Source organism: Marinobacter sp. UBA5687 (assembly GCF_002420325.1).
Lineage (GTDB): Bacteria > Pseudomonadota > Gammaproteobacteria > Pseudomonadales > Oleiphilaceae > Marinobacter > Marinobacter nauticus.
In genome coordinates this window covers 1-20,858 of the sequence record NZ_DIHV01000123.1, presented here as the reverse complement: position 1 = coordinate 20,858, position 20,858 = coordinate 1, and the positions used below count along the sequence as shown (strand labels likewise).

22 protein-coding genes and 1 other RNA gene are annotated in these 20,858 nt (G+C 58.4%); 8 read left to right on the top strand and 15 right to left on the bottom strand.

Going from position 1 to position 20,858, the window contains the following annotated elements:
• From prmA to B3Y70_RS13230, 5 genes are all read right to left on the bottom strand, one after another.
• Nucleotides 1-753, bottom strand: a 753-nt coding sequence (prmA, locus tag B3Y70_RS13250; RefSeq protein WP_288589937.1) for a 50S ribosomal protein L11 methyltransferase, incomplete at its 3' end; no start/stop codon positions are given.
• A gap of 2 nt (nucleotides 754-755) precedes the next feature.
• A complete protein-coding gene (accC, locus tag B3Y70_RS13245; protein WP_011786857.1) occupies nucleotides 756-2,102 on the bottom strand; it encodes an acetyl-CoA carboxylase biotin carboxylase subunit in 1,347 nt (448 codons plus the stop codon).
• A gap of 18 nt (nucleotides 2,103-2,120) precedes the next feature.
• Nucleotides 2,121-2,591: an acetyl-CoA carboxylase biotin carboxyl carrier protein gene (gene accB / locus B3Y70_RS13240; RefSeq protein ID WP_121207727.1), complete on the bottom strand. Its 471-nt coding sequence runs from the start codon at nucleotides 2,589-2,591 to the stop codon at nucleotides 2,121-2,123.
• Nucleotides 2,592-2,617: 26 nt separating this feature from the next.
• Nucleotides 2,618-3,058 (bottom strand): type II 3-dehydroquinate dehydratase, encoded by a 441-nt coding sequence (gene aroQ / locus B3Y70_RS13235; protein ID WP_011786855.1) that lies wholly within the window; start codon nucleotides 3,056-3,058, stop codon nucleotides 2,618-2,620.
• Between the two features lie 255 nt (nucleotides 3,059-3,313).
• A complete protein-coding gene (locus B3Y70_RS13230) occupies nucleotides 3,314-4,927 on the bottom strand; it encodes a diguanylate cyclase (RefSeq protein ID WP_286714500.1) in 1,614 nt (537 codons plus the stop codon).
• Between the two features lie 213 nt (nucleotides 4,928-5,140).
• Here B3Y70_RS13230 and B3Y70_RS13225 point away from each other — a divergent pair, with 213 nt between their 5' ends.
• Together B3Y70_RS13225 and B3Y70_RS13220 are read left to right on the top strand one after the other, a co-directional pair.
• Nucleotides 5,141-7,132 carry a bifunctional diguanylate cyclase/phosphodiesterase gene (locus B3Y70_RS13225; protein ID WP_288589938.1) on the top strand — a complete coding sequence of 664 codons (1,992 nt, stop codon included), beginning with the start codon at nucleotides 5,141-5,143 and terminating at the stop codon, nucleotides 7,130-7,132.
• A gap of 22 nt (nucleotides 7,133-7,154) precedes the next feature.
• On the top strand, nucleotides 7,155-8,207 hold the full coding sequence (locus B3Y70_RS13220; protein ID WP_286714501.1) for a DUF2333 family protein: 1,053 nt from the start codon (nucleotides 7,155-7,157) through the stop codon (nucleotides 8,205-8,207).
• 87 nt (nucleotides 8,208-8,294) lie between these two features.
• Here the strand turns inward: B3Y70_RS13220 and ppa are convergent, their stop codons facing one another.
• The 3 genes from ppa to rpiA form a co-directional block, all read right to left on the bottom strand.
• Entirely contained in the window at nucleotides 8,295-8,822 is a 528-nt protein-coding gene (gene ppa, locus B3Y70_RS13215; protein ID WP_014422707.1) for an inorganic diphosphatase, read from the bottom strand.
• A gap of 97 nt (nucleotides 8,823-8,919) precedes the next feature.
• Entirely contained in the window at nucleotides 8,920-10,059 is a 1,140-nt protein-coding gene (locus tag B3Y70_RS13210; protein ID WP_286895254.1) for an acyl-CoA dehydrogenase family protein, read from the bottom strand.
• Between the two features lie 146 nt (nucleotides 10,060-10,205).
• Nucleotides 10,206-10,883 (bottom strand): ribose-5-phosphate isomerase RpiA, encoded by a 678-nt coding sequence (gene rpiA / locus B3Y70_RS13205; protein ID WP_286714503.1) that lies wholly within the window; start codon nucleotides 10,881-10,883, stop codon nucleotides 10,206-10,208.
• Nucleotides 10,884-11,017: 134 nt separating this feature from the next.
• Here rpiA and ilvA point away from each other — a divergent pair, with 134 nt between their 5' ends.
• On the top strand, nucleotides 11,018-12,553 hold the full coding sequence (gene ilvA / locus B3Y70_RS13200) for a threonine ammonia-lyase, biosynthetic (protein ID WP_153740524.1): 1,536 nt from the start codon (nucleotides 11,018-11,020) through the stop codon (nucleotides 12,551-12,553).
• A 150-nt stretch (nucleotides 12,554-12,703) separates the two neighbouring features.
• Complete coding sequence (locus B3Y70_RS13195; protein ID WP_022993092.1) at nucleotides 12,704-12,868, top strand: hypothetical protein; 165 nt, start codon at nucleotides 12,704-12,706, stop codon at nucleotides 12,866-12,868.
• Here B3Y70_RS13195 and B3Y70_RS13190 read toward each other — a convergent pair.
• The gene (locus B3Y70_RS13190; RefSeq protein ID WP_014422703.1) at nucleotides 12,850-13,485 is read right to left on the bottom strand and encodes a 5-formyltetrahydrofolate cyclo-ligase; all 636 of its coding nucleotides are present in this window, start codon (nucleotides 13,483-13,485) and stop codon (nucleotides 12,850-12,852) included. The two genes, B3Y70_RS13195 and B3Y70_RS13190, sit on opposite strands and share 19 nt — an antisense overlap.
• Before the next feature lie 118 nt (nucleotides 13,486-13,603).
• On the opposite strand from B3Y70_RS13190, the gene B3Y70_RS13185 reads away from it, so the two are divergent.
• The gene (locus B3Y70_RS13185) at nucleotides 13,604-15,388 is read left to right on the top strand and encodes a tetratricopeptide repeat protein (protein ID WP_286895251.1); all 1,785 of its coding nucleotides are present in this window, start codon (nucleotides 13,604-13,606) and stop codon (nucleotides 15,386-15,388) included.
• Between the two features lie 7 nt (nucleotides 15,389-15,395).
• Here the strand turns inward: B3Y70_RS13185 and ssrS are convergent.
• The 5 genes from ssrS to B3Y70_RS13160 all read right to left on the bottom strand — a co-directional run bounded on the left by ssrS (nucleotide 15,396) and on the right by B3Y70_RS13160 (nucleotide 18,246).
• Nucleotides 15,396-15,576, bottom strand: a non-coding RNA gene (gene ssrS / locus B3Y70_RS13180) — 6S RNA.
• Nucleotides 15,577-15,637: 61 nt separating this feature from the next.
• Nucleotides 15,638-15,934, bottom strand: coding sequence for a cell division protein ZapA (locus B3Y70_RS13175; RefSeq protein ID WP_011786846.1), 297 nt, complete (start codon nucleotides 15,932-15,934; stop codon nucleotides 15,638-15,640).
• Nucleotides 15,934-16,140, bottom strand: a complete 207-nt coding sequence (locus B3Y70_RS13170; protein ID WP_011786845.1) for a TIGR02449 family protein — start codon at nucleotides 16,138-16,140, stop codon at nucleotides 15,934-15,936. Before B3Y70_RS13170 ends, B3Y70_RS13175 begins: the two co-directional genes overlap by 1 nt.
• Nucleotides 16,141-16,258: 118 nt before the next feature.
• Complete coding sequence (locus B3Y70_RS13165) at nucleotides 16,259-17,536, bottom strand: ABC transporter permease (protein ID WP_286895247.1); 1,278 nt, start codon at nucleotides 17,534-17,536, stop codon at nucleotides 16,259-16,261.
• Nucleotides 17,533-18,246: an ABC transporter ATP-binding protein gene (locus B3Y70_RS13160; RefSeq protein ID WP_286895246.1), complete on the bottom strand. Its 714-nt coding sequence runs from the start codon at nucleotides 18,244-18,246 to the stop codon at nucleotides 17,533-17,535. Before B3Y70_RS13160 ends, B3Y70_RS13165 begins: the two co-directional genes overlap by 4 nt.
• Nucleotides 18,247-18,315: 69 nt before the next feature.
• On the opposite strand from B3Y70_RS13160, the gene B3Y70_RS13155 reads away from it, so the two are divergent.
• Nucleotides 18,316-18,831 carry a DUF3299 domain-containing protein gene (locus B3Y70_RS13155; RefSeq protein WP_222449063.1) on the top strand — a complete coding sequence of 172 codons (516 nt, stop codon included), beginning with the start codon at nucleotides 18,316-18,318 and terminating at the stop codon, nucleotides 18,829-18,831.
• 4 nt (nucleotides 18,832-18,835) lie between these two features.
• On the opposite strand, the gene B3Y70_RS13150 is transcribed toward B3Y70_RS13155, so the two are convergent.
• Entirely contained in the window at nucleotides 18,836-19,423 is a 588-nt protein-coding gene (locus tag B3Y70_RS13150; protein WP_273030493.1) for a ZrgA family zinc uptake protein, read from the bottom strand.
• A 184-nt stretch (nucleotides 19,424-19,607) separates the two neighbouring features.
• On the opposite strand from B3Y70_RS13150, the gene B3Y70_RS13145 reads away from it, so the two are divergent.
• Both B3Y70_RS13145 and B3Y70_RS13140 read left to right on the top strand, forming a co-directional pair.
• A complete protein-coding gene (locus tag B3Y70_RS13145) occupies nucleotides 19,608-20,204 on the top strand; it encodes a UPF0149 family protein (RefSeq protein ID WP_288589936.1) in 597 nt (198 codons plus the stop codon).
• Nucleotides 20,205-20,216: 12 nt separating this feature from the next.
• The coding region (locus tag B3Y70_RS13140; RefSeq protein ID WP_288589934.1) for an aminopeptidase P N-terminal domain-containing protein at nucleotides 20,217-20,858 on the top strand (642 nt) is incomplete at its 3' end.

The window sequence follows — 20,858 nt, the reverse complement described above, 5'->3', positions numbered from 1 at the left end:
CCTGGTCAGTTCGGCCAGTCTCGGAGCCAGGCCGATCAGTGGCTGGGCCAGGATATTGGCCAGCATGATGTCGGCCCGGGTGTCCGGGTCGTTGCCGGGCAGGTACAAATCCAGGCGGTGGTCTTCAACGCCATTCCGGCGGGCGTTGTCCCGGCTGGCTTCGAGAGCTTGTGGATCGGTATCCACGCCAACCACATGTTCTGCACCCAGCAACAGGGCGGCCAGGCCAAGAATACCGGAGCCACAACCGTAGTCGGTCACCTGCTTGCCCGCGACATCCTGGCTGTCGAGCCATTCCAGGCACAGGGCGGTGGTGGGATGGGTGCCGGTGCCGAAGGCGAGGCCCGGGTCCAGCAGCAGGTTGGCAGCGTCCGGGTCTGGCGCCTCGTGCCAGCTGGGCACAATCCACAGGCGTTCACCGAACTGCAGCGGGTGGAAGTCGTCCATCCAGGCCCGCTCCCAGTCTTTGTCTTCCACCAGGGTAACGTCAATGTCAGCCAGAGACTGCTGGGTCTGCTGGTGCCAGGCGTCGCGAATGTCCGCCAGTAACTGTTCGATATTGCGGTCAGACTGGAACAGGCCGGTGACGGTGGTCTGGCTCCAGAGGGGTGTGGTGCCCGGGTCGGGCTCGTACAGCGGCTGGTCGGCGGCGTCTTCCATGGAAACGGCATCGGCGCCCATTTCCATTAACAGATCTTCCAGCTGATCCGCAGTGTCCGGATCAGCTGGAATCTGGAGTTGTATCCAGGGCATGGTTAATCCCGCATCAGTTTCTCAAGGTAGTGGATGGTGAAGTCTACCTGTTTAAAGCCACCATCGCGTACCAGTTTTCGATGCAGGGGTTGGTTGGTCTTGATGCCCTCGACCAGCATCTCGTCCAGTGCATTCTTCATGCGCCGGCGGGCGATCTCCCGGTCGTCGCCCCAGGTAATCAGTTTGGCCACCAGGGAATCGTAATACGGCGGTACGGTGTAGCCGCTGTAAAGGTGGGAATCCACGCGGATGCCGTTGCCGCCAGGAGCGTGGAAATGACTGATCTTGCCAGGGCTGGGCACGAAGGTTTTCGGGTCTTCGGCGTTGATCCGGCATTCAATGGCATGGCCGGAAATGTGGATCTGGTCCTGGCTGTATTGCAGTGGCAGACCGCTGGCAATACGCAGCTGCTCGCGCACAATGTCCACACCAGTGACCATCTCCGAGACCGGATGCTCAACCTGTACCCGCGTGTTCATTTCAATGAAGTAGAACTCGCCGTCCTGATACAGGAATTCGAAGGTGCCGGCGCCAACGTAGCCGATTTCCTTGCAGGCATCCACGCATGCCTTAAGCGTTCGCTCGCGGGATTCCTGGTTGATGTTTGGCGCCGGCGCTTCCTCAATGACCTTCTGGTTGCGGCGCTGCATGGAGCAGTCCCGGTCACCCAGATGGATGACGTTGCCGTGCATGTCGGCCAGCACCTGGACTTCCACGTGGCGTGGGGTTTCCAGAAACTTTTCCAGATACACAGTAGGGTCACCGAAGGCATTCTTGGCTTCGCTCTGGGTGATCTGTACTGCTTTCAGCAGGGCGGCTTCAGAGTGCACCACCTGCATGCCTCGGCCACCACCACCAGAGGCCGCCTTGATCATCACCGGGTAGCCGATCTGTTTCGCCAGCTTGAGGGTGCGTTCGTCGTCGTCCGTCAGGGGGCCGTCGGAGCCGGGAACGGTGGGTACGCCGGCCTTTTTCATGGCTTCGATGGCGGACACCTTGTTACCCATCAGGCGGATGGTCTCTGCCCGAGGGCCGATAAATCGGAAGCCGCTCTTCTCGACCTGCTCGGCAAAATCGGCATTCTCGGCCAGGAAACCGTAACCCGGGTGAATGCCCACGGAATCGGTCACTTCAGCGGCGCTGATGATGGTCGGGATATTGAGGTAGCTGTCTGTGGCACTGTTCGGGCCAATGCAGACAGATTCGTCGGCAAGGCGAACGTGCATCAGGTCGCGGTCTACCTGGGAATGTACCGCAACGGTCTTGATGCCCAGCTCCTTGCACGCGCGGAGAATACGCAGGGCGATTTCACCGCGGTTTGCGATCAGAACTTTTTCTAACATGGCCATGGTTAGCAATCACCGAATTCAGGAAATGACGACCAGGGGCTGGTCAAACTCAACCGGCTGGCCATTTTCGACCAGGATTTCGGTAACGGTACCGGCCTTGTCGGCTTCGATCTGGTTCATCATTTTCATGGCTTCAACGATGCAGATCACGTCACCCACGTTAACTTTCTGGCCCACTTCAACAAAGGAGCTGGCGGTGGGGGACGGCGCACGGTAGAAAGTGCCAACCATCGGGGATTTCACGGCGTGCCCCGAGGGGGCTGCCGGAGCCGAGGATTCCGCAGCCGGGGCGGCATCAGCCGCGGGTGCCGGAGCCGGCGCAGCGGCCTGGGGGGCTGGTGCCGCGTAATGGCTGACGTAATGTCCACCGGCGGCGGGCTCGCGACGGCGGGAAATGCGAACCGAATCGTCGCCTTCCTGGATCTCCAGTTCTTCGACGTCTGATTCCTCAAGGAGCTCAATGAGTTTCTTGATTTTGCGAATATCCATAACTATTCCAGTCCCGTTTCTGTGTTCTATCGGTGAATTCTTTGCAGGGCCGCTTTCAGGGCGAGATCGTAGCCCTGGCTGCCCAGCCCGCAGATAACGCCTTCGGCGATATCTGAAAAATAAGAGTGATGGCGGAAAGGTTCCCGCGCATGCACGTTTGAAAGATGCACTTCAATAAAGGGAATGCCCGACGCCAGCATGGCATCCCGAAGGGCCACGCTGGTGTGGGTGAAGGCGGCGGGATTGATGATGATGAAATCCACCCCTTCAGCCCTGGCTTCATGCACTCTTTCTATCAATTCATATTCCGCGTTTGACTGCAGGTGTAACAGATGATGGCCTTTCTCAGCCGCCTTGCTGCGCAAGCGGTCGTCTATATCGGCCAGGGTCTCGTGGCCATAGACCTCGGGCTCTCGGGTTCCGAGCATATTCAGGTTCGGGCCGTGGAGCACAAGAATGGTCGACATGGTTCTGTCTGCCTTGATGGTTTTTTAACAGGATCGCCGAAGATGACGGCACGTTACCCCAATGGTGCGTGCTTGTTATCCCCAGATCAACACTTTTTGACAATCCTGCCGGTTGTCCATTGCTCTGAAAAGGTTACACAGCAACCTGCTGTCACGCGATGACATTTCGTTGATGACAATCATTGTTGATCATGGCGGTGAATGTCGGTATTCGACATTGGTTTCATGGGCCGGGCGATTGCCCGGCCCGGAAGGTCAGGTCTCAGCCAGGGTCACGCAGTTGCGGCCGTGCTCCTTGGAGGTATACAGGGCGCGGTCTGCGCGCTCGCACAGGGCCTGGGCGGTTTCACCCTGCCAGTCGGCAATACCGCAACTGAAGGTGACATTGAATTCCCGGTCGCCGGCCTGCTGGGTGAGCTCGGAGAAGCGCTCACGAATTTCGTTGAGGACATTGCGGGCATCGCCCGGGCGGGTGTTCGGCAGGATGATGGCGAACTCTTCTCCACCGTAGCGGCCAATATGATCGGTCTTGCGCAGACGTTGTTTCAGGAACATGGACAGGCTGCGCAGAATCCGGTCGCCAATCGGGTGGCCAAAGGTGTCGTTTACCTTCTTGAAGAAGTCGATATCGATCATGGCAAAGCACATGGGCTGATCTTTCTGGCGCGCACGCACGATTTCCTGCTCCAGCAGATGCAGGGTGTGGGTGTGATTGAACAGGCCGGTCAGGCTGTCGCGGATCATCAGTGCCAGCAGTGAGCGGGCCCGCCGACCCCGGTTGTGCAGGGTCGCAATCAGGTGCTTGGGATCGATGGGCTTGGTCAGGAAGTCGTCACCGCCCAGGCTCATGGCGTGCAGCTGTTTGCTGACGTCCTCTTCCGCCGACAGGTAAATGATGGGAACACTGTGGAAACGATCCTGCTGGCGGATGACACGGGCAATCTCCATGCCGGTGCAGCCGGGCATGTACATGTCCAGGATGATGATTTCTGGTGAGAACTCCTCCAGGGCATGAATGATCTGCATCGGATCGGTGATGATGTGAGCGGTCATTCCCGCCTTTTTCAATACCGTTTCCATGTATTTGGCCTGGGCCCGGGAATCGTCCAGGACCAGCACCTTGTAGGGCTCGACAGTGTTGCCGTGGGTATAGGTTTCGATTTTTTCAATCAGCTGGCCAGGATCCACCGCCGGGTAAAAGAATTCCTCCCCGCCACAGCGTGAGGCCCGTAACCGGGTTTCAATGCTGCCATCCTCGTCGCTGACAAAAATGATGGGGATCGGAGTGTCGTGTTGCTCCTGCAGCTGTTCCACGGTCGCAATGCCGTCATTATCTCTGCCGCCGAAGCTGACATCCATCAGGATGGTTTCCGGTTTGCTGAGCGCACAGGCCTCAATCAGGTCTGCTGATGCGCTGAAGGCGGAAGCGCGAAAACCGAAAAATTCCAGTTGCCGGATCAGTCGTGAGGCCATCTCTTCGTTCGACAGGGCAATATAAACTGGTGTTCGACGATACTGCTGGGGCGCGCTGGAGGTGTCCTGGTCGGTGCGACGCTGGGTGGATAGGCGCAGGTTTTCGGTGGCATCTTCCAGGGCCTTGGCTTTGGCATCGTCCAGGGGGGTGTCCTGATGCCAGTCGGTCAACAGGGACAGGATCAGCTCGCCGGCAGCCGCGTGGCTGTCCATTTCGAAACGCCGGGCATAACGAACGAGTTTGTCGGCTGCGGCAATCAGATCTTCCCGATGGGCTGGCGCCTGACTGCGGTCGTCGCGGATTTTCTGCCAGGTATCAAGCACCACCCGGGCCTGGGTGGTGACACGGCGGGCGAAATGCTGCCTGAGTTTCTCTTTCTGGCTTTCGTCGTTCATGGTGCTCCGGCCTGTCTGTCCAATTGTTGATCGCGATATCCGTCTGCGCGAATTTTTGCCATTTATGAGTTATACAGAGGCTTTATGGTCCTTGTGTAGAGTCTATAGTGTTTAATGTTGTGGGCGTAGGTTGCGCTATGTAAATGTTTGTCAACTCTGCGGCCCGGGTCACAGCCAACCTGATACTCGTTTCTCTGATGGAGCCCCGATGTGATGGCAGGGATGCTCGACAACTTTCCTACCCGCAGGCAGCGAGGGGAGATTACCTTGCAGACCCTGCTGTTGCTGTTCGCCGGCACTCTGCTGACACTAACTCTGGTAGTCGCGTTCGTGACCAGTTATGGCTATTTTCGGGACTATGTTGCCGATCAGCTGACGGCTCATGCTCGCGATGGAGCCACTGCAACCGGGCTTTCGCTGTCCAATGCCATTGACGGCGCTGACCCGGTCGCCTCGGCGTCACTGATCGATGCGGTATTCGACAGTGGTCGTTACCTGGCTGTCGAATATCTGGGGCACGATGGTGAGATGATTGCCGGTCGGCGCATGCCGCTGCAGGCTAATCGTGCACCGGAATGGTTTGTCTCCCTGGCTGCGCTGCCCTTGCCGGAGGCGGAAGCGGAGGTGGTCAGGGGCTGGAGCCGGTTGGGTAAGGTGCGTGTGGTGAGTCATCCGGGCCGGGCCTATGACGATCTCTGGCGTATTACCCTGGGGTTGGTGCTATCCGCCCTGGTGATCGCCGCTGGAGGCTTGCTGGGGCTGTTTTTGCTACTCCGGCGGACATTGAAGCCTCTGAAAGAGGTGGAGGCCCAGGCCCGGGCCCTTGGCCAGCGGGATTTCAGGAAGCGAGTGAGTATTCGCTCCACCCGGGAGCTGAACCGGGTGACGGAAGCCATGAACCAGATGGCGGATGATCTGGGACAGTTGTTCGAGGGGCAGGGCAAGCTTATCCAGCATTTGCGGCGTGTGAACAATGAAGATCCGGTGACCGGGTTGGCAAGCCGCAGCGCCTTTGACCAGCGCATGAAGGTGGAAGTGGAATCGGAAGAAAAATCGGCGCCCGGTGTTCTGATCATGCTCCAGCTGGCCTACTTCGCGGATTACAATCTGGCCTATGGCCGGGACGAGGGGGACCGATTGCTGCGTCAGGTTGCTGCCGGTATCCGTGCCTTTGTTGCCCGCCATGCTGAATCCTTCGCCGGGCGCAGAACCGGCGCGGAATTCGCCGTGTTTGTGCCCGGGGCTTCGGCAGCGGATGTGCGTATCTGGGCCGAGCAGCTGGTGCAGGAGTTGGATGGCATTTACTCCGATCTTTCCGCCCCGATGGATGCCCATGTGCATGCGGGCCTGGCTGTGGCGAGGCCTGATGAAGGTGTCAGAGCCTTGTTGGCCGCCGCGGATGAAGCCCTCCGGGCCGCCCAGCAACGAGAGGAGTCCTGCAGCCTGTTGCTTCCCGATTCCGGTGTTGAGAACCATCATAATATGGAGACCTGGCGCACCATTATTGCTCAGGCGATTCGGGAAGATAGCCTGTCGCTCTGGCTCCAGCCAATGGTGCATGGTAACGATCAGTCACTGGTCCATTATCAGGTGTTCTCCCGTATTGATACCGCAGAGGGTGCTCTGAAAGCCGGGTTGTACGTGCCTGTGGCAGAACGCCTGGGGTTGTTGGCAGACATCGACCGAATGCTGATTGCCCGCGCGCTGGAGTGTCTTGAACGTCATCCGGAACGCGCGCTGGCGGTCTCACTGGGTAGCAGTTCGGTAGCCAGCAAGGACTTTCGAGACAATCTGGTGGCCATGCTTGCTCAGGCTGGGGGCGTAGCTGCTCGTTTGTGGGTGGGCATTGCGGAAGTGACCATTCACCACCACCGCAAAGCGGTCAGTGCCCTGGTGCGGGAGTTGTCTCGCCTCGGGGTGCCGGTATTGGTGGACCGGTTCGGCGTGGGCGGTGTGCCGTTCAGTTATCTCAAGCGGTTGCCGTTCAGGGCCGTTCGGATTGATCACAGCTTCATCCACAACCTGGACCGTCATGATGAAAACCGGTTCTGGCTGGAGTCGGTTGTGGGTATTGCCCATAGTCGGGGGGTGAAGGTGTACGCTACGGGAGTAGAAACCGCGGCGGAATACTCGGTACTCTGTAGACTGGGTATTGACGGCGCCATGGGCTACCATCTTGGCAGACCATTTGCCGCAGACACGTAATCAACAGGAGATCAGGAGTCTTATGCCTGGCAAGATCAGACAGTACTTCAGGGACAAGAAAGACGATGTGCAGGATTACACCGGCGGTAGCGGTGTTATTGGCAAGTTGGTGGTTGCCTTGCTGGTGGTCTACCTGCTGATTGCGATGGTTCTGGGTATCTACTGGAGCAGTGAGCCAGATACCTTTTCTGTACGTGATCACACCCGTACGCTGGCAAGCACCATGGATAGGGAGCCGGTGACCGGTTTTGCCTCCACCGCCACCATGATCCGTATTGCCGAGACCCTGCTGGATAAGCCCGGCGGTTATATTTCCAACGACATCGCGCCTCCCGGTCTGTGGATGGACAATATGCCGAACTGGGAATATGGCGTGCTGGTCCAGTTGCGGGATCTTTCCCGGGCGATGCGTAAGGATATCAGTCGTTCCCAGAGCCAGTCAGCGGAAGACCCGGATCTGACCATTGCCGAGCCCCAGTTCCACTTTGACAGTGAAAGCTGGGCCATTCCATCGACCGAGAACGAGTACCGGCGTGGTATCAATGCGCTCAAGCGCTATCTGAATCGCCTGTCCGATCCGGCCCAGGCGGACGCCCAGTTTTTTGCCCGGGCGGATAACCTGAACAACTGGCTGGCGGATCTGGAAACCCGGTTGGGTAGCCTGTCCCGCACGCTCAGCGAAAGCGTGGGCAAGGCGTCGGTGTCGGATGCCGTGGCTAATCTGAATCCGGATGATCCTCTGGCGGAAGAGACCGGTGGCGAGGATGTCAAAACCTCGTGGACCAAAATTGATGATGTCTTTTACGAGGCGCGAGGCAGTGCCTGGGCGTTGCTGCATATTTTCCGGGCGGTGGAAGTGGACTTCCGGAAGGTGTTGCAGGACAAGAACGCCATGGCGAGCGTAAAGCAGATCATTATCGAACTGGAGGGCACCCAGGCTTCCATGTGGAGTCCGGTGATTCTCAATGGCAGTGGTTTCGGTGTGCTGGCCAACCATTCGTTGACCATGGCGGCTTATCTGTCACGGGCGAATGCTGCGATCAGTGATATGCGGGACCTGTTGTCGCGGGGCTGATAAGCGCCGTTGTCTGAGCTTTGGCTCAGGCACAAAAAAGCCGGGCAGTCGTTAGACTTGCCCGGCTTTTTTATGTTCGAAGCGTGATCAGCCCTTGTAGGCGTTGATGGCGTCTTCGATAGCTTTCTTGGCGGCTGCAGCGTTGTCCCAGCCCTGCACTTTCACCCACTTGCCGGGCTCCAGAGTCTTGTAGTTCTCGAAGAAGTGACGGATCTGATCACGCAGCAGTTCCGGCAGGTCTTCGATTTCACGAACGTTGTGGTAGGTCTGGGTCAGCTTGTCGTGGGGCACGGCTACCAGTTTGGCATCACCACCGGCTTCGTCTTCCATGTTCAGTACGCCTACCGGGCGGCAACGAATAACCGAGCCAGCCTGCACCGGGTACGGGGTGACCACCAGGACGTCCAGTGGGTCGCCGTCGTCGGCCAGGGTGTGGGGGATGAAGCCGTAGTTGGCCGGGTAGAACATCGGAGTGGCCATGAAACGGTCAACCAGCAGGGCGCCCATGTCTTTGTCCAGTTCGTACTTGACCGGGGAGCTGTTGGCCGGGATTTCGATGGCAACGTAGATGTCTTCTGGCGGGTTTTTGCCAGCGGGGATGTTGTCGAATTGCATGTGCGATCCTTCCTGGTACGTTAGGGTTCGTTTAACTGCGTTTAAAAAGTGGGCGCAATTATACGGAAGTCTCTTGCCATTCGAAACTAAACCTTGGTCACAGCCTGATCTGTTTGGCTATCAACTCCTTCATGATTTCCGTCGTGCCGCCGCCAATGGACAGAATCTTGGCATCCCGGTACAGCCGCTCCACCACTGACTCCCGCATATATCCCATACCACCAAACAGCTGCACCGCCTCGCGGGTGACTTTTTCGCATACGTCCACAGAGAAATTCTTGGCCATGGCGACCTGTTTAATGGGGTTTTTACCGGCCTGCATCAGCGCCGCGCACCGATAGGTGTATTCCCGGGCGATGTCGATCTGGGTGGCCATGTCCACCAGCTTGTGGCGGGTTACCTGGAAGCCGGCAACGGGGCGGCCGAAGGCCTGGCGTTGTCTGGTGTAATCCAGAGCGGCTTCGTAGGCGATCTGGGCGGTCATGTAGGCCATGATGGACAGGCTCAGGCGTTCGGCCAGGAAGTTGCTCATGATGGCGATAAAGCCGGCGTTTTCGGCGCCGATCAGGCGGTCGGCCGGTACCCGGCAGTCCTCGAAGAAGAGTTCGGCGGTGTCGCTGGCCCACCAGCCCATTTTCCGGAGCTTGTTGCCGGTGGTGAAGCCTGGGGTGCCTTTGTCGATCAGCAGCAGGCTGATGCCGCCGTGGCCTTCGCCCCCGGTGCGCACGGCGACGGTGTAATGGTCGGCGCGGATACCGCTGGTGATGAAGGTTTTGCTGCCGTTGACGATGTAGTGGTCGCCGTCTTTTACGGCACGGGTTTTCAGGTTGGCGACGTCGGAGCCGCCACTGGGTTCGGTTACGGCCAGGGCGGCGATTTTTTCACCGCGCAGGACGGGCGGCACGATCTGTTCGCGAATGTCTTTTTTGGCCCACTTGGCCACCGGCGGCAGGCCGATATCCAGGGAGCCGATACTGGCCACGAAGCCGCCAGAGGTGGATCGCATCAGTTCCTCGGAAACCGCGACTTTCATAAAAATGTCGCCTTCACCGATGCCGCCCAGAGCTTCGGGGAAACCGATACCCAGCAGTCCGGCGTCGCCGGCGAGTTTATAGATTTCACGGGGGAATTCGCCGGCTTCTTCCCAGTCGTCGATGTGTGGCCGTACGTGGGTTTCGATGAATTTCCGGGCGGTTTGGCGCACCTGTTCATGGGTTTCGTTGAAGTAGTCAGACACGGATTGGCTCCCTGTGTTCTTGTTTTGCGATAAGGTGAGTGTCGCGCAACCCTGGTCACCAAGCAAGCGCTTGGTTTAGTTTTGTTCAGACAATAAAAAAGCTGGCCCGAATGGCCAGCTTGTCAGGCGGAGTGCCTTACTGGGGTTTATGCACCGCGGACAATGCTTTTCACGCCGTCACGGGTGCCGAGCAGCAGCAGGTCGGCCGGGCGGCGCGCGAACAGTCCGTTGGTGACAACGCCGACAATGTTATTGAGTTTTTCTTCCACCACCAGCGGGCGGGAGATATCCATGTTGTGGATGTCGATGATGATGTTGCCGTTGTCGGTGACAAAACCATCCCGGTAAACCGGATCGCCCCCGAGTTTTACGATCTCGCGGCCGACATGGCTGCGGGCCATGGGGATAACTTCCACGGGCAGCGGGAATTCTCCCAGGATGCCTACTTGCTTGGACTCATCGGCGATGCAGATAAAGGTCTTGGCGACGGCGGCCACAATCTTTTCCCGGGTCAGGGCACCGCCACCGCCTTTGATCAGTTCCAGGCTCTCGTTGGTTTCGTCGGCACCGTCGACGTAAAACTCGATTTCGTTGACGGCGTTGAGGTCGTATACCGGGATGCCGTGCTTTTTCAGTCGTTCGGCGGTTGCCTCGGAGCTTGCGACGGCGCCGTCGAAGTCGTTGCGGTATTCCGCCAGATAGTCGATGAAAAAGTTGGCGGTGCTGCCGGTGCCCACCCCGACAATGCTGCTCGGTTCCAGGTGAGGGGCGATGTGATCCACTGCAGCTTTGGCAACGGCTTGTTTCAGTTCGTCCTGGGTCATGGGGGGCTCCCGGAGGTTTGCGTTGAATTTGGGCACTATTATACGCCTGCAGCAACTCTGCTTATAGACGGCAAGCGTGCAAACTTTCTACACTGTGGGTTTTTCCTGATCACTCACCAGCAACCGGAACCATCATGCCGCAACGCTATATCAAGAAGATACTCGATGCGCGCGTCTACGACGTGGCCATCGAAACACCCCTGACTGAAGCCCGTAGTCTTTCCAAGCGCTTTGGCAACAATATTATGCTCAAGCGTGAAGACCTTCAGCCGGTGTTTTCCTTCAAGATTCGCGGCGCCTACAACCGGATTGCTCAGCTGTCGGAAGAACAAAAGGCCAAGGGAGTTATCTGCGCCTCCGCTGGCAATCATGCCCAGGGCGTGGCTCTGGCCGCCAAGAAGCTGGGTATCAAAGCCGTTATCGTGATGCCCCAGACGACCCCGGAGATCAAGGTACGCTCAGTTCGCGACCATGGTGCCAGGGTGGTTCTCAAGGGCGATGCTTTTGATGAGGCTGCGGCCCACGCCCAGGAGCTGATCCAGAAACACGGGTACACCTACATCCCGCCCTACGATGACCCGGACGTCATCGCCGGTCAGGGCACTGTAGCCATGGAAATCATGTGGCAGTTCAGCAAGCCGATTCATGCCATCTTCATCTGTGTCGGTGGCGGCGGGCTGATTGCCGGCATGGCAGCCTATATCAAGTATCTGCGCCCGGAAATCAAAGTGATTGGTGTGGAGCCGGAAGACTCCAACTGTCTGCAGGCGGCGATGAAGGCCGGTGAGCGTGTGGTGCTGGATGAGGTGGGCATCTTCGCCGATGGCGTGGCGGTCAAACAGATCGGTAAGTATCCCTGGGAAATCTGCAAGGATCACGTAGATGAAGTGATCACAGTGTCCACGGATGAGATCTGTGCGGCCATCAAGGATGTGTTTGAAGATACTCGCTCCATTGCCGAACCGGCAGGTGCTCTGGGTGTAGCGGGTATCAAGAAGTACATCGAGCGGGAAAAGATCGAGGATGAAAACCTGATCGCCACCCTCAGTGGTGCCAACATGAACTTCGACCGACTGCGCTATGTGTCCGAGCGCACCGAAGTGGGAGAGAGGCGCGAGGCGATTCTGGCGGTAACGATCCCGGAGAAACCGGGCGCGTTCAAAACGTTCATCAATGCGCTGCACAAGCGCAGCATCACCGAGTTCAACTACCGCTATGCGGATGCTCAGAACGCCACCATTTTCGTGGGGATCCAGATTGCCGCTGGCGGACATGGCCGGGAAGAACTGGTGCAGGATCTTCGGGAAAGCGGGTACTCGGTGGTCGACCTTACCGACAGCGACCTGGCCAAGCAGCATATTCGCCATATGGTCGGGGGCCATGCGCCGACGATTACCAACGAAAAGGTGTTCCAGTTCGAGTTTCCGGAGCGGCCGGGCGCTTTGCTGAAGTTCCTGATGTCGCTGGGAACGCGCTGGAATATTTCCATGTTCCACTACCGCAATCATGGTGCGGCCTACAGTCGGGTGCTATTGGGCGCGCAGGTTGAGGACAATGAGGTGGCGGACTTTGAGGGCATGCTCGACAAGGTCGGTTTTCGTTATGAAAACATGACTGACAACGAGGCCTATCGGCTGTTTTTGGGAGCAGGCAACGGGCGTTCCACCTGAGGGTGGAACGCCACAACTCTTACATAACGGTAATCTGTCAAAAATTGTAAAAATCAAGTTACGTGTTAGTCTTTCGTCTAATTCTGCGAATCAGTAATAGTTGTCTGATTTTCCTGCCAATTGAATGAAAGAATAACGGGAATCCAAGAAATGGGGAGCAAGCCTGACATCATTCGTGCCATTGTGCTCATCTTTGCTGTCGGCCTTGTGATTACGGGTTTTACGTCCATTCAGGCGTCTGAGGACAAGCGTGCCGACCGCGAAGCATCTGCAGTAGGCTATGTTCTGTCTGCCAATCAGGGTCTGAAACGGTAACAACGCTTATCCGTTACCACACCGTGTAAAGGCACATCCCAGGGCTCAATTGGCAACTGTTCCACGCGCTGAAAATCGTGGGCCAGGCCAACCAGCTTTGGTGCCATGCAGGGCCTGATTCGGCTGAACGCGAAGGTTCGGTCGTAGAAGCCGCCGCCCATACCCAGTCGCCCTCCGGTTTCGTCAAACCCTACCAATGGAAACAGCACTGCATCCAGTGCCCAGGCCGGCTTGCGTCTTGAGCGCGGGAACGGGGGTTCTGGAATGCCGAAGCGGTTTGCCGTCAGTTGCACTCCATCAAAATAGGGGCTGAAAACCAGCTTGCCCGTGTAGATCGGGTGCAGAATGGGCAGGTAGAACCGGATGCCTTTTTTGCGAGCCAGATCAATATACAGGGACGGGTCAATTTCGCCGTCGTTGGCCAGGTAGATGCCAATGTGGCGTGCCCGGTGCAGGTCGGGGTGCCTCAGCAGGTTAAGGGCGAGACGTTCGGAAGCTTGCCGCTGTTCTTCAAACGACAGGCTTCTCCGTTTCTGGCGAAGAGTTTGGCGGAGCTGGCGGCGTGAGGCCCGATCATTGCCGGCGTCAAACGTCCTTGCTTGATGATGCGGATTCAAGATGGCGATTACCTGCTGCTGCGTCGTGAATTCGGCCTATGTTGTATCACATCAATAACGCCCCGTTAAAATTCTGCTAGTCTGCAGTCCGTTGTTTTTTCAGAGGCTGTATTCTGCCATGGATTTCCCCCGATACGCTCGCCTGTTGCTTCCTGCGGTTTTGATTGTTGCTTTGTCTGGTTGCGCGACCGGATCCCCCGAGGTTTACCGGGTGGGTGTTCGTGCGTTGGCTTCTGCTGAATATTCCGGTGCCCGCCACCATCTCCAGAGTTACCTTGACGGTGAGACCGAGAGTTATGAAAGCAGTCGGGCGCGCTATGAACTGGCTCGCTTGACGTATCTTGGCCTGGGCGGGCCAGCGGATGAGCGGGCAGCTGCCGAGTTGCTGGAGCGAGAGCTTCAGAAACCGTTTTCGGTCTACGAGCGCGAAGCGCGGCATTTGTTGGCCGAGATCTATCGGCGAGGGCAGGCAGAAAACCGTGATGTGTCCAGGTCGTTAGTGCTTCTCCGTGCGGCGGACTATCCGCGAGCCTTGATTGATCTCGCGATGATCTATTGGTCCGGGGAGCTGGTCGAGCAGGATCGCAAACAGGCGGTGGCACTGATCCCCGAAATCGGTGAGGTAGATAATGCTTCGAATCTGTTTCATCACCGGGCTCTGGCTGAATACTGCGGCCCCGACACCCGGGACAGGGTATCTGCCTGGGCCTGTCTGGATGAGGAAGGCGAGTTTATTCTCCAGAGTGCAGACGAGGTATGGCGCGCAAGTCGTCCGGACACCGATGCAGGCACCATGCGCTACCTGGCTACATTGTATCCGGCCCTGGTGGATCCCAGTGCGCAACGCCGGGTAGCGTGGTACCGGTATGCCGGAGATAAAGGCAGCGCCCGCGCCCAGTACATGATAGCCCAAATATACGGAGCGCCAGATTCACCTTGGTTTAACCCTGCCGAAGCAGAGCAATGGCTGCAACGGTCGGCCGATCAGAACTACCCGAAAGCACTGCTGGCCCGAGGTGTGGCGCTGGCTCGCGGAAAGCAGCGTTCCGAGGCTGATTATCTTGGGGCGCTCGATCAGCTGGAGCGTGCGGCCGACCGGGGCGAGAAAGAGGCGAATCTCTGGTTGGCTCACCTGTATCTGAATCCCGAAGACGGGCGCTCGATGCAGGTGGGTCTGGCCGTTGCGCGTCTCGAACAGATAGAACGGGAAGACGATCGGGCCAAGCACTTGCTGGCCGATATCTATCTCTCGAGCCTGCCGGGTATGGCCGAAGAACAGCATCGCCGAGCCTTGGATCTGTTGGAAAGCATGGCTTACCGGGATGCGGAGGCGGCCTACAAACTTGGTGCGATCTACAGTCAGGGGCTGGCCAGTATTCCGCCCAGTCTGGTGGATGCTGTAGGTTGGCTGAGGCGCGCCGCTGATAAGGGCCACCTGCCCGCACAGCTGCTTTTGGCGCGAGAGTTGCAGCAGGATGGCCGGGATGAGAGCGCTGCGAAAGCTCGCGAGCGGTTTGTGTTTATGCCGGTTGCCGATGTGCCGGATAATCTGCGTCAAGCTGTCTCAAATGCGCGCTATAGACAGGCAATGTATTACGCCGGTCAGGCTGAGGTTCATGCAGAAGAAGTTCGACAGCTTCTGGAGATGGCGGCGGAGGAGGAGAACATGGCCGCCCTGGCGTACCTCGGGCTGATGTACTACCGGGGTGAGCAGGTGGCCCCGGATGATGAGCTGGCCTATCAGTACCTGGAACGCTGGGATTCGCTGTACCAGCAACGAAAGGATCAGGCCAGGTCGGACGACTCAGTGTGGTCTGGACTGTTGTTCGATGAGCGGTTCGGTAACCAGGAGGTTCAGGACGCTTTGCTGCACTTGAGATTCAGGAAGTCGCAATCGGAGTAACGGTGAAAAGCTTCCCGGGCTGCCGTTATCGGATGTAGCCCTTGAACCCAGAAGTTCAAGGTCGGTGGCCGCTGTGACATATTAGGCTTTCCCCCTTGGGGGACATGCTCACAATGCCCTGAAGTAGCCACCTGGGTAATGCGCATCGGCTCGAGGACGTACCCGACCAGCGAACAGCCCAGGAAGTTGGTTCCATTATACGGGCAGGGCCGGGGAGGATTGCAACCCCGTTTCCGGATTCTTTCCGGATCAGTTGCCCGAAGGCTCTCCCAGCGCTTCATCAAGCCGGTTATCCATGGCACGCAGGATGCTGCTGGTGGCGTCCGACATGGTGTCGCGCTCCAGCAGTTCATGGGTGATGTTCAGGGCGGCCATTACGGCAATGCGCTCGGTACCGAATACCTTACCGCTGGAGCGGATTTCACGCATTTTGGTGTCCAGATGCCGGGCCGCACGCAGCAGGGCTTCCTGCTCTTCCTGCGGACAGGCCACCAGGTATTCCTTGTCGAGAATCCTGACTTCCACGGTGGTTGGGGTCTGTGACATCAGTGGTGCTCCAGTGCCCGAAGACGGCCGATCATGGCTTCAATCTTGTTTTTGGCAAGATCGTTTTTGTGCATTAGCTGGGCCCGTTCCCGGTTCCAGTCGTCCTGCAGCTCCCTTAGCAGGGCGTTGTCTTTCTCCAGCTTGTCGCAGCGCTCGATCAGCTTGTCCAGCTTGTCCGCTAATGCCTGTACTTCGGACTGTTCCATGACCTGCCCAACATCGGTGATTTTGATGAGAGTTACTATAAGTGCGCGCGCCAGACCGGTCAATTTACCGCATTGTCATGGCGTGCCCGCCGTGAGGCCTGTCACCTTTTGCGTCAGTTCAGCTGGAATCCTGTGCCCCGAACCCCTGTTGTCGGCCTGCTCGCCAGGTGTTCAGTGCGGGCAGGGCGGACACTGCCAACGCAGAGAGCGGCACTGCCACCAGTAACAGCCACTCCTCCCGGGCCAGCGGCCGAAGCCGGATTTGCAGTCCGTAGTGTTCCAGTAGCCAGGGGCTGAGGCCGGCGATGGCGGCAGCGCCGAGCAGCAGGGCGAACAGGCAACTGGCCAGGGCAAGCCCGACGCACTCCAGGCTGTACAGGCCGGCAATCAGCCCCGGTGAAGCTCCGGTCGCTCGCAAAACGGCAATCTCCCGTTGCCGCTGGGCTTGCAGGGTGAGCAAAACCGCAATCAGTCCCACCAGGCTGGTGATCACGACAAAGCCGCTGATGCCCAGCAGGGCTTTTTCAAATTGCCCCATCATCCTCCAGAGCTCGCTCAGGGCCACACCCGGCAGGATGGCCGACAGAGGTTCCTCGCGGGCCTGGTTCAGCTCCCGTTGAACCTGGAAGGTGAGGATCGGGCGGTCCAGGCCAATGAACACGGCGGTGATGGTGCCCGGTGTGTAATCCCGGTTACGGGCCTGGTCGGCCGACAGGGTCCGGCCCGGGATGGCCACGCCGGATTCCCAGCCCACATGCATGGCTTCCATGGCTTCAAGGCTGATGTAAACCGCCTGGTCGACGGGCGTGCCGGTTGGCGCGAGAATGCCGGATACCCGGAATGGCAGGTCCTTGTGATTCGAGAAGCTGGTGCGGCCACCGCCATGGGAAAGGACCAGGTCGTCGTTCAGTTTATGGTCAAGCTGCCGTGCCACGCCGGCGCCGATCACCACGTCAAACAGGTCAGAAAACCAGTCTCCGCTGGCGAGGGTCAGCGGTTGGTCGTTGCCATAGCGGAAGCGGGCCAGGAACTGCTCGTTGGTGCTGACAACCCGGTAACCACGGTAGCTGTCGCCCAGGGAAATCGGAATCAGCCAGTCGATGCGGCTGTCCTCAGTCATGGACTGATAGGTGGACCAGCGAATGTTATTGGTGGCATCGCCAATGTGAAACACCGTGTAAAGCAGCAGATTCAGCTGACCACTGCGGGCCCCCACGATAAGGTCGGTGCCGCTGATGGTGCTGGTGAAGGACTGGCGGATCTCCGTGCGCAGGTACTGGATGCCAAGCAGCAGGGTTATGCTGAGGGTCAGGGTCAGGCACACCAGGGCCAGTACCCGGCGTCGGTACCACAGACTGGCTGCGGACAGGAAGACGGTGAGTTTCAGCTTGTTCATGGCGCCACCTCCAGTGCCAGGTGATGATGAAAATGCCCGGCCAGTGACTGATCATGGCTGACAAACACCACTGAGCTGTTACTGCGTTCGGCCAGTGTTAGCAGCAGTTCAAGAAAGCGATCCCGATTGTCGGTATCCAGGGCGGAGGTGGGTTCGTCCGCAAGAATGATTTCCGGTGCGCCGATCAGCGCGCGGGCCGCGGCCACTCTTTGCTGCTGGCCAATCGATAGCCGGGTCACGCCCTGGTGCCAGTGGCTTTGAGGTATGGCCAGCTGTGTCAACAGGTGTTGGGCGGCTTCGGTGGCGGAGGGTATCGCGCGCGAATGGCGCAGATTTGATAGCCGGCAAGGCAAAAGTGCATTGGCCAGGGCGCTCAGATAGGGCACCAGGTTGAACTGCTGGAAGATGACGCCCATGTGATCGGCACGCAGTCGATCCCGGGCGCCGGCCTTCATGGTGGTCAGTTCCTGATTCAGCAGCTGCAGGCTGCCACGGGTGGGGGTGTGCATGCCTGAGAGTAGTCCCAGCAGCGTGCTTTTACCGGTACCACTGGGCCCGTGCAGGAACAGGTGTTCTCCCCGCGGCAGTTGAATATCGGGGAAGGCCAGTTCGCGGGACTGGTTCTGCCATCGAAAATGCAGATCGCGGGTGTGAATGGCCAGATTGTCCTGGTGGGAACCGTCAGGCGGTTGTACTGTCTCGCTGTTCATATCCGTATCGTGTTCGCCGTTGTATGATGGCGCCGGTTGCTGATCTGGTTTTTTGGAGAGCCCGTGTTGATGTTTACTGATGTTCTGTCCCGCAAGTGGCTTGCCTGCCTTGGACTGGGATTGTTGTTATTGGTTTCCCAGGTGGCCCGCGCCGAAACTCGGGAGATCGACTGGCTGGAGTTGATGCCGGCTGAAGATCTCGCGCTGCTCGAGACTATGCCGGAAATTGAACACGAGGGCGATGGCCCACCATTGTTGCCAGACGAAATCATGACCGGGCGGGTGGTCCCTGAAATGGGCAACGTCGAGGGCCGGATTCCGGGCTTTGTGGTGCCCCTGAAAACCACGGACGATATGCGCATTCTCGAGTTCTTCCTGGTGCCCTATTACGGCGCTTGCATCCATGTGCCGCCACCACCCCCAAACCAGATCATCCACGTAAAATACCGGGAAGGATTTACGCTGGAGGCTCTTTACGACCCGGTCTGGATCGAGGGGGAGCTGGTGATTGAGCGCACCGAGAATGACCTCGGTACCTCTTCTTATTCCATGGTGGCGCAGTCGGTAGAACCTTACACCGAGTAGCGGTTTATCGGCCAATCCGGAATTGCTGCTCGCCGGCTTCCAGTCTTGTGGCGCCCTGGCCGCCGGGGCCGATCCACTGAACATCCAGGTGCTCCAATGCCGGAAAGCGGTCCATCAGCGGTGTGGCCAGTGTCTGGTGGTCGGCGAGCCCGTCGCAGGTCAGCGACTGGGTAATTTCGATATCGCTGTGGCCGTGCTCTCTGTTGTCCTGATCCTCATGCTCATGGTGTTCACGATCGTGCGCATGGCTTTCCTGGTGACTGCTTGCCTTGGGCCATGAACTGTGAAAGATGGCCTCTTCCACGTTGCAGCTGCCATCCTCAATGTTAATCAGGGGTGTCGACGCCGCCCACTGTTCCAGATCCGCCAGTTGCTGGTGCTGCTGCTTTGTGCGTGGCTGGTGCTCGAAGCCAAGCAGATTGTAGGCGGGGGAACGGAGGAATACGTCGGCGCTATTGGTGTCTATGGCAATCTGGAGTTCAGCATGACCGTGTTGGTGGGCGCCGGGGTTATCCGCTGCACTCGCGGGCAGCGGAGCCAGTATGGCACTTGCCATTACCACGATTATACGAGATGGGGCATTTCTGTGCATGAGGTACCTCTGTCCTTAGTTGATATGTTATAACATTTTTAATCTGGCTCAAGAGAAAAGCAACCCCGTCTGCCCGGGTATTCGTGCCAGGATTTCCCCAGAATGCTAGGATACGGTATTCAATGGGGCGCAGCCCCGGCGCGTATCTGAACCTACACCACCGATTTAAGGAAACGGCAGCTTCATGTCCGAAACCGATACCTCCGCCGCCCGTGCGGCTGAATTTGAACGCTGGGCCAATGTATTTACCGCACACCAGGCGTTCAGCCACCCCTCTGAGCTGCATGGCGTGCTCTGTGGTCGACTGGCGGCAGGCTCCCGTATTGAAGAGCCGGAATGGCTGGCCATGGTTTGTGAACACATGGGGCTGGCTGAAGGGGCAGCCGAAGAGTCGGACGATCTTGCCCCTTTCATGAACAGCGCCTACGGCAAAACGCTCAAGCAATTGCAGTCCTCTGATATGAGTTTTCAGCCTTTGTTGCCAGACGACGACTACGCCATTGAGCAGCGACTGGAAGCCCTGGTGGCCTGGGTGCGAGGCTTTCTGGAGGGTATGGCATTGGCGGCGGGCGCCTCCCTTGGCCAGGCCCCGGACGAGATCCGTGAGCTGATTGAGGATATGGTGGCCATCAGCCAGCTGTCAGAAGACGAAGAATCTGACGACGAGAGTGAACAGCAACTGCTTGAGATTACGGAGTACGTGCGCCTTGGCGCGCTGGCGGTGTTCACCGAATTCAACGAGCCGGAGAAACCGGCCGGCGAATCGCCCACCCTGCACTGATCAGGAGCTATCATGGCTGTGACCATTCCCCTGAAAGAGTTTGCCGAGCGCCGTCGCAAGTTGATGGACCGGATGGCCCCGGACAGCATCGCCATTCTGCCTGCGGCGCCGGAGCGGGTGCGTAACCGTGATGTGTTGCACCCGTTTCGTCAGGACAGCGATTTCCAGTACCTGACCGGCTTCGGCGAGCCCGAAGCGGTGCTGGCCCTGATTCCAGGCCGCGAGCATGGTGAAGCGGTTCTGTTCTGCAAGGAGAGGAATCCGGAGAAAGAGCTCTGGGATGGCTTTCTGGTGGGCCCTGAGGGCGCCATCGAACGTTACGGCTTCGACGATGCTTTCCCCATTGCGGATATCGACGATATTCTGCCCGGCATGATTGAAGGCCGCAGCCGGGTCTACTATCCGCTGGGCAAGGATCCGGCATTCGATAACCGGGTGATGGACTGGCTCAAGGTGATTCGCAGCAAGGTTCGTTCTGGTGCGCATCCGCCCGGGGAGCTGGTGGCGCTGGAGCACCTGCTGCACGATATGCGCCTGTACAAGAGTGCTGCCGAAATCAAGGTGATGGCAAAGGCCGGCCAGATCAGTGCCGAGGCCCACTGCCGGGCCATGAGGCGGGCTCGTCAGGGTGGGTATGAGTACAATCTTGAAGCT

Coding starts and splice junctions, on each gene's coding strand:
- B3Y70_RS13185 (WP_286895251.1), top strand. CDS start 13,604: ATGGATTTCCCCCGATACGCTCGCCTGTTGCTTCCTGCGGTTTTGATT.
- ilvA (WP_153740524.1), top strand. CDS start 11,018: ATGCCGCAACGCTATATCAAGAAGATACTCGATGCGCGCGTCTACGAC.
- B3Y70_RS13195 (WP_022993092.1), top strand. CDS start 12,704: ATGGGGAGCAAGCCTGACATCATTCGTGCCATTGTGCTCATCTTTGCT.
- B3Y70_RS13170 (WP_011786845.1), bottom strand. CDS start 16,140: ATGGAACAGTCCGAAGTACAGGCATTAGCGGACAAGCTGGACAAGCTG.
- ppa (WP_014422707.1), bottom strand. CDS start 8,822: ATGCAATTCGACAACATCCCCGCTGGCAAAAACCCGCCAGAAGACATC.
- B3Y70_RS13165 (WP_286895247.1), bottom strand. CDS start 17,536: ATGAACAAGCTGAAACTCACCGTCTTCCTGTCCGCAGCCAGTCTGTGG.
- B3Y70_RS13145 (WP_288589936.1), top strand. CDS start 19,608: ATGTCCGAAACCGATACCTCCGCCGCCCGTGCGGCTGAATTTGAACGC.
- B3Y70_RS13155 (WP_222449063.1), top strand. CDS start 18,316: ATGTTTACTGATGTTCTGTCCCGCAAGTGGCTTGCCTGCCTTGGACTG.
- rpiA (WP_286714503.1), bottom strand. CDS start 10,883: ATGACCCAGGACGAACTGAAACAAGCCGTTGCCAAAGCTGCAGTGGAT.
- accB (WP_121207727.1), bottom strand. CDS start 2,591: ATGGATATTCGCAAAATCAAGAAACTCATTGAGCTCCTTGAGGAATCA.
- B3Y70_RS13220 (WP_286714501.1), top strand. CDS start 7,155: ATGCCTGGCAAGATCAGACAGTACTTCAGGGACAAGAAAGACGATGTG.
- aroQ (WP_011786855.1), bottom strand. CDS start 3,058: ATGTCGACCATTCTTGTGCTCCACGGCCCGAACCTGAATATGCTCGGA.
- B3Y70_RS13160 (WP_286895246.1), bottom strand. CDS start 18,246: ATGAACAGCGAGACAGTACAACCGCCTGACGGTTCCCACCAGGACAAT.
- B3Y70_RS13230 (WP_286714500.1), bottom strand. CDS start 4,927: ATGAACGACGAAAGCCAGAAAGAGAAACTCAGGCAGCATTTCGCCCGC.
- B3Y70_RS13225 (WP_288589938.1), top strand. CDS start 5,141: ATGGCAGGGATGCTCGACAACTTTCCTACCCGCAGGCAGCGAGGGGAG.
- B3Y70_RS13150 (WP_273030493.1), bottom strand. CDS start 19,423: ATGCACAGAAATGCCCCATCTCGTATAATCGTGGTAATGGCAAGTGCC.
- accC (WP_011786857.1), bottom strand. CDS start 2,102: ATGGCCATGTTAGAAAAAGTTCTGATCGCAAACCGCGGTGAAATCGCC.
- B3Y70_RS13175 (WP_011786846.1), bottom strand. CDS start 15,934: ATGTCACAGACCCCAACCACCGTGGAAGTCAGGATTCTCGACAAGGAA.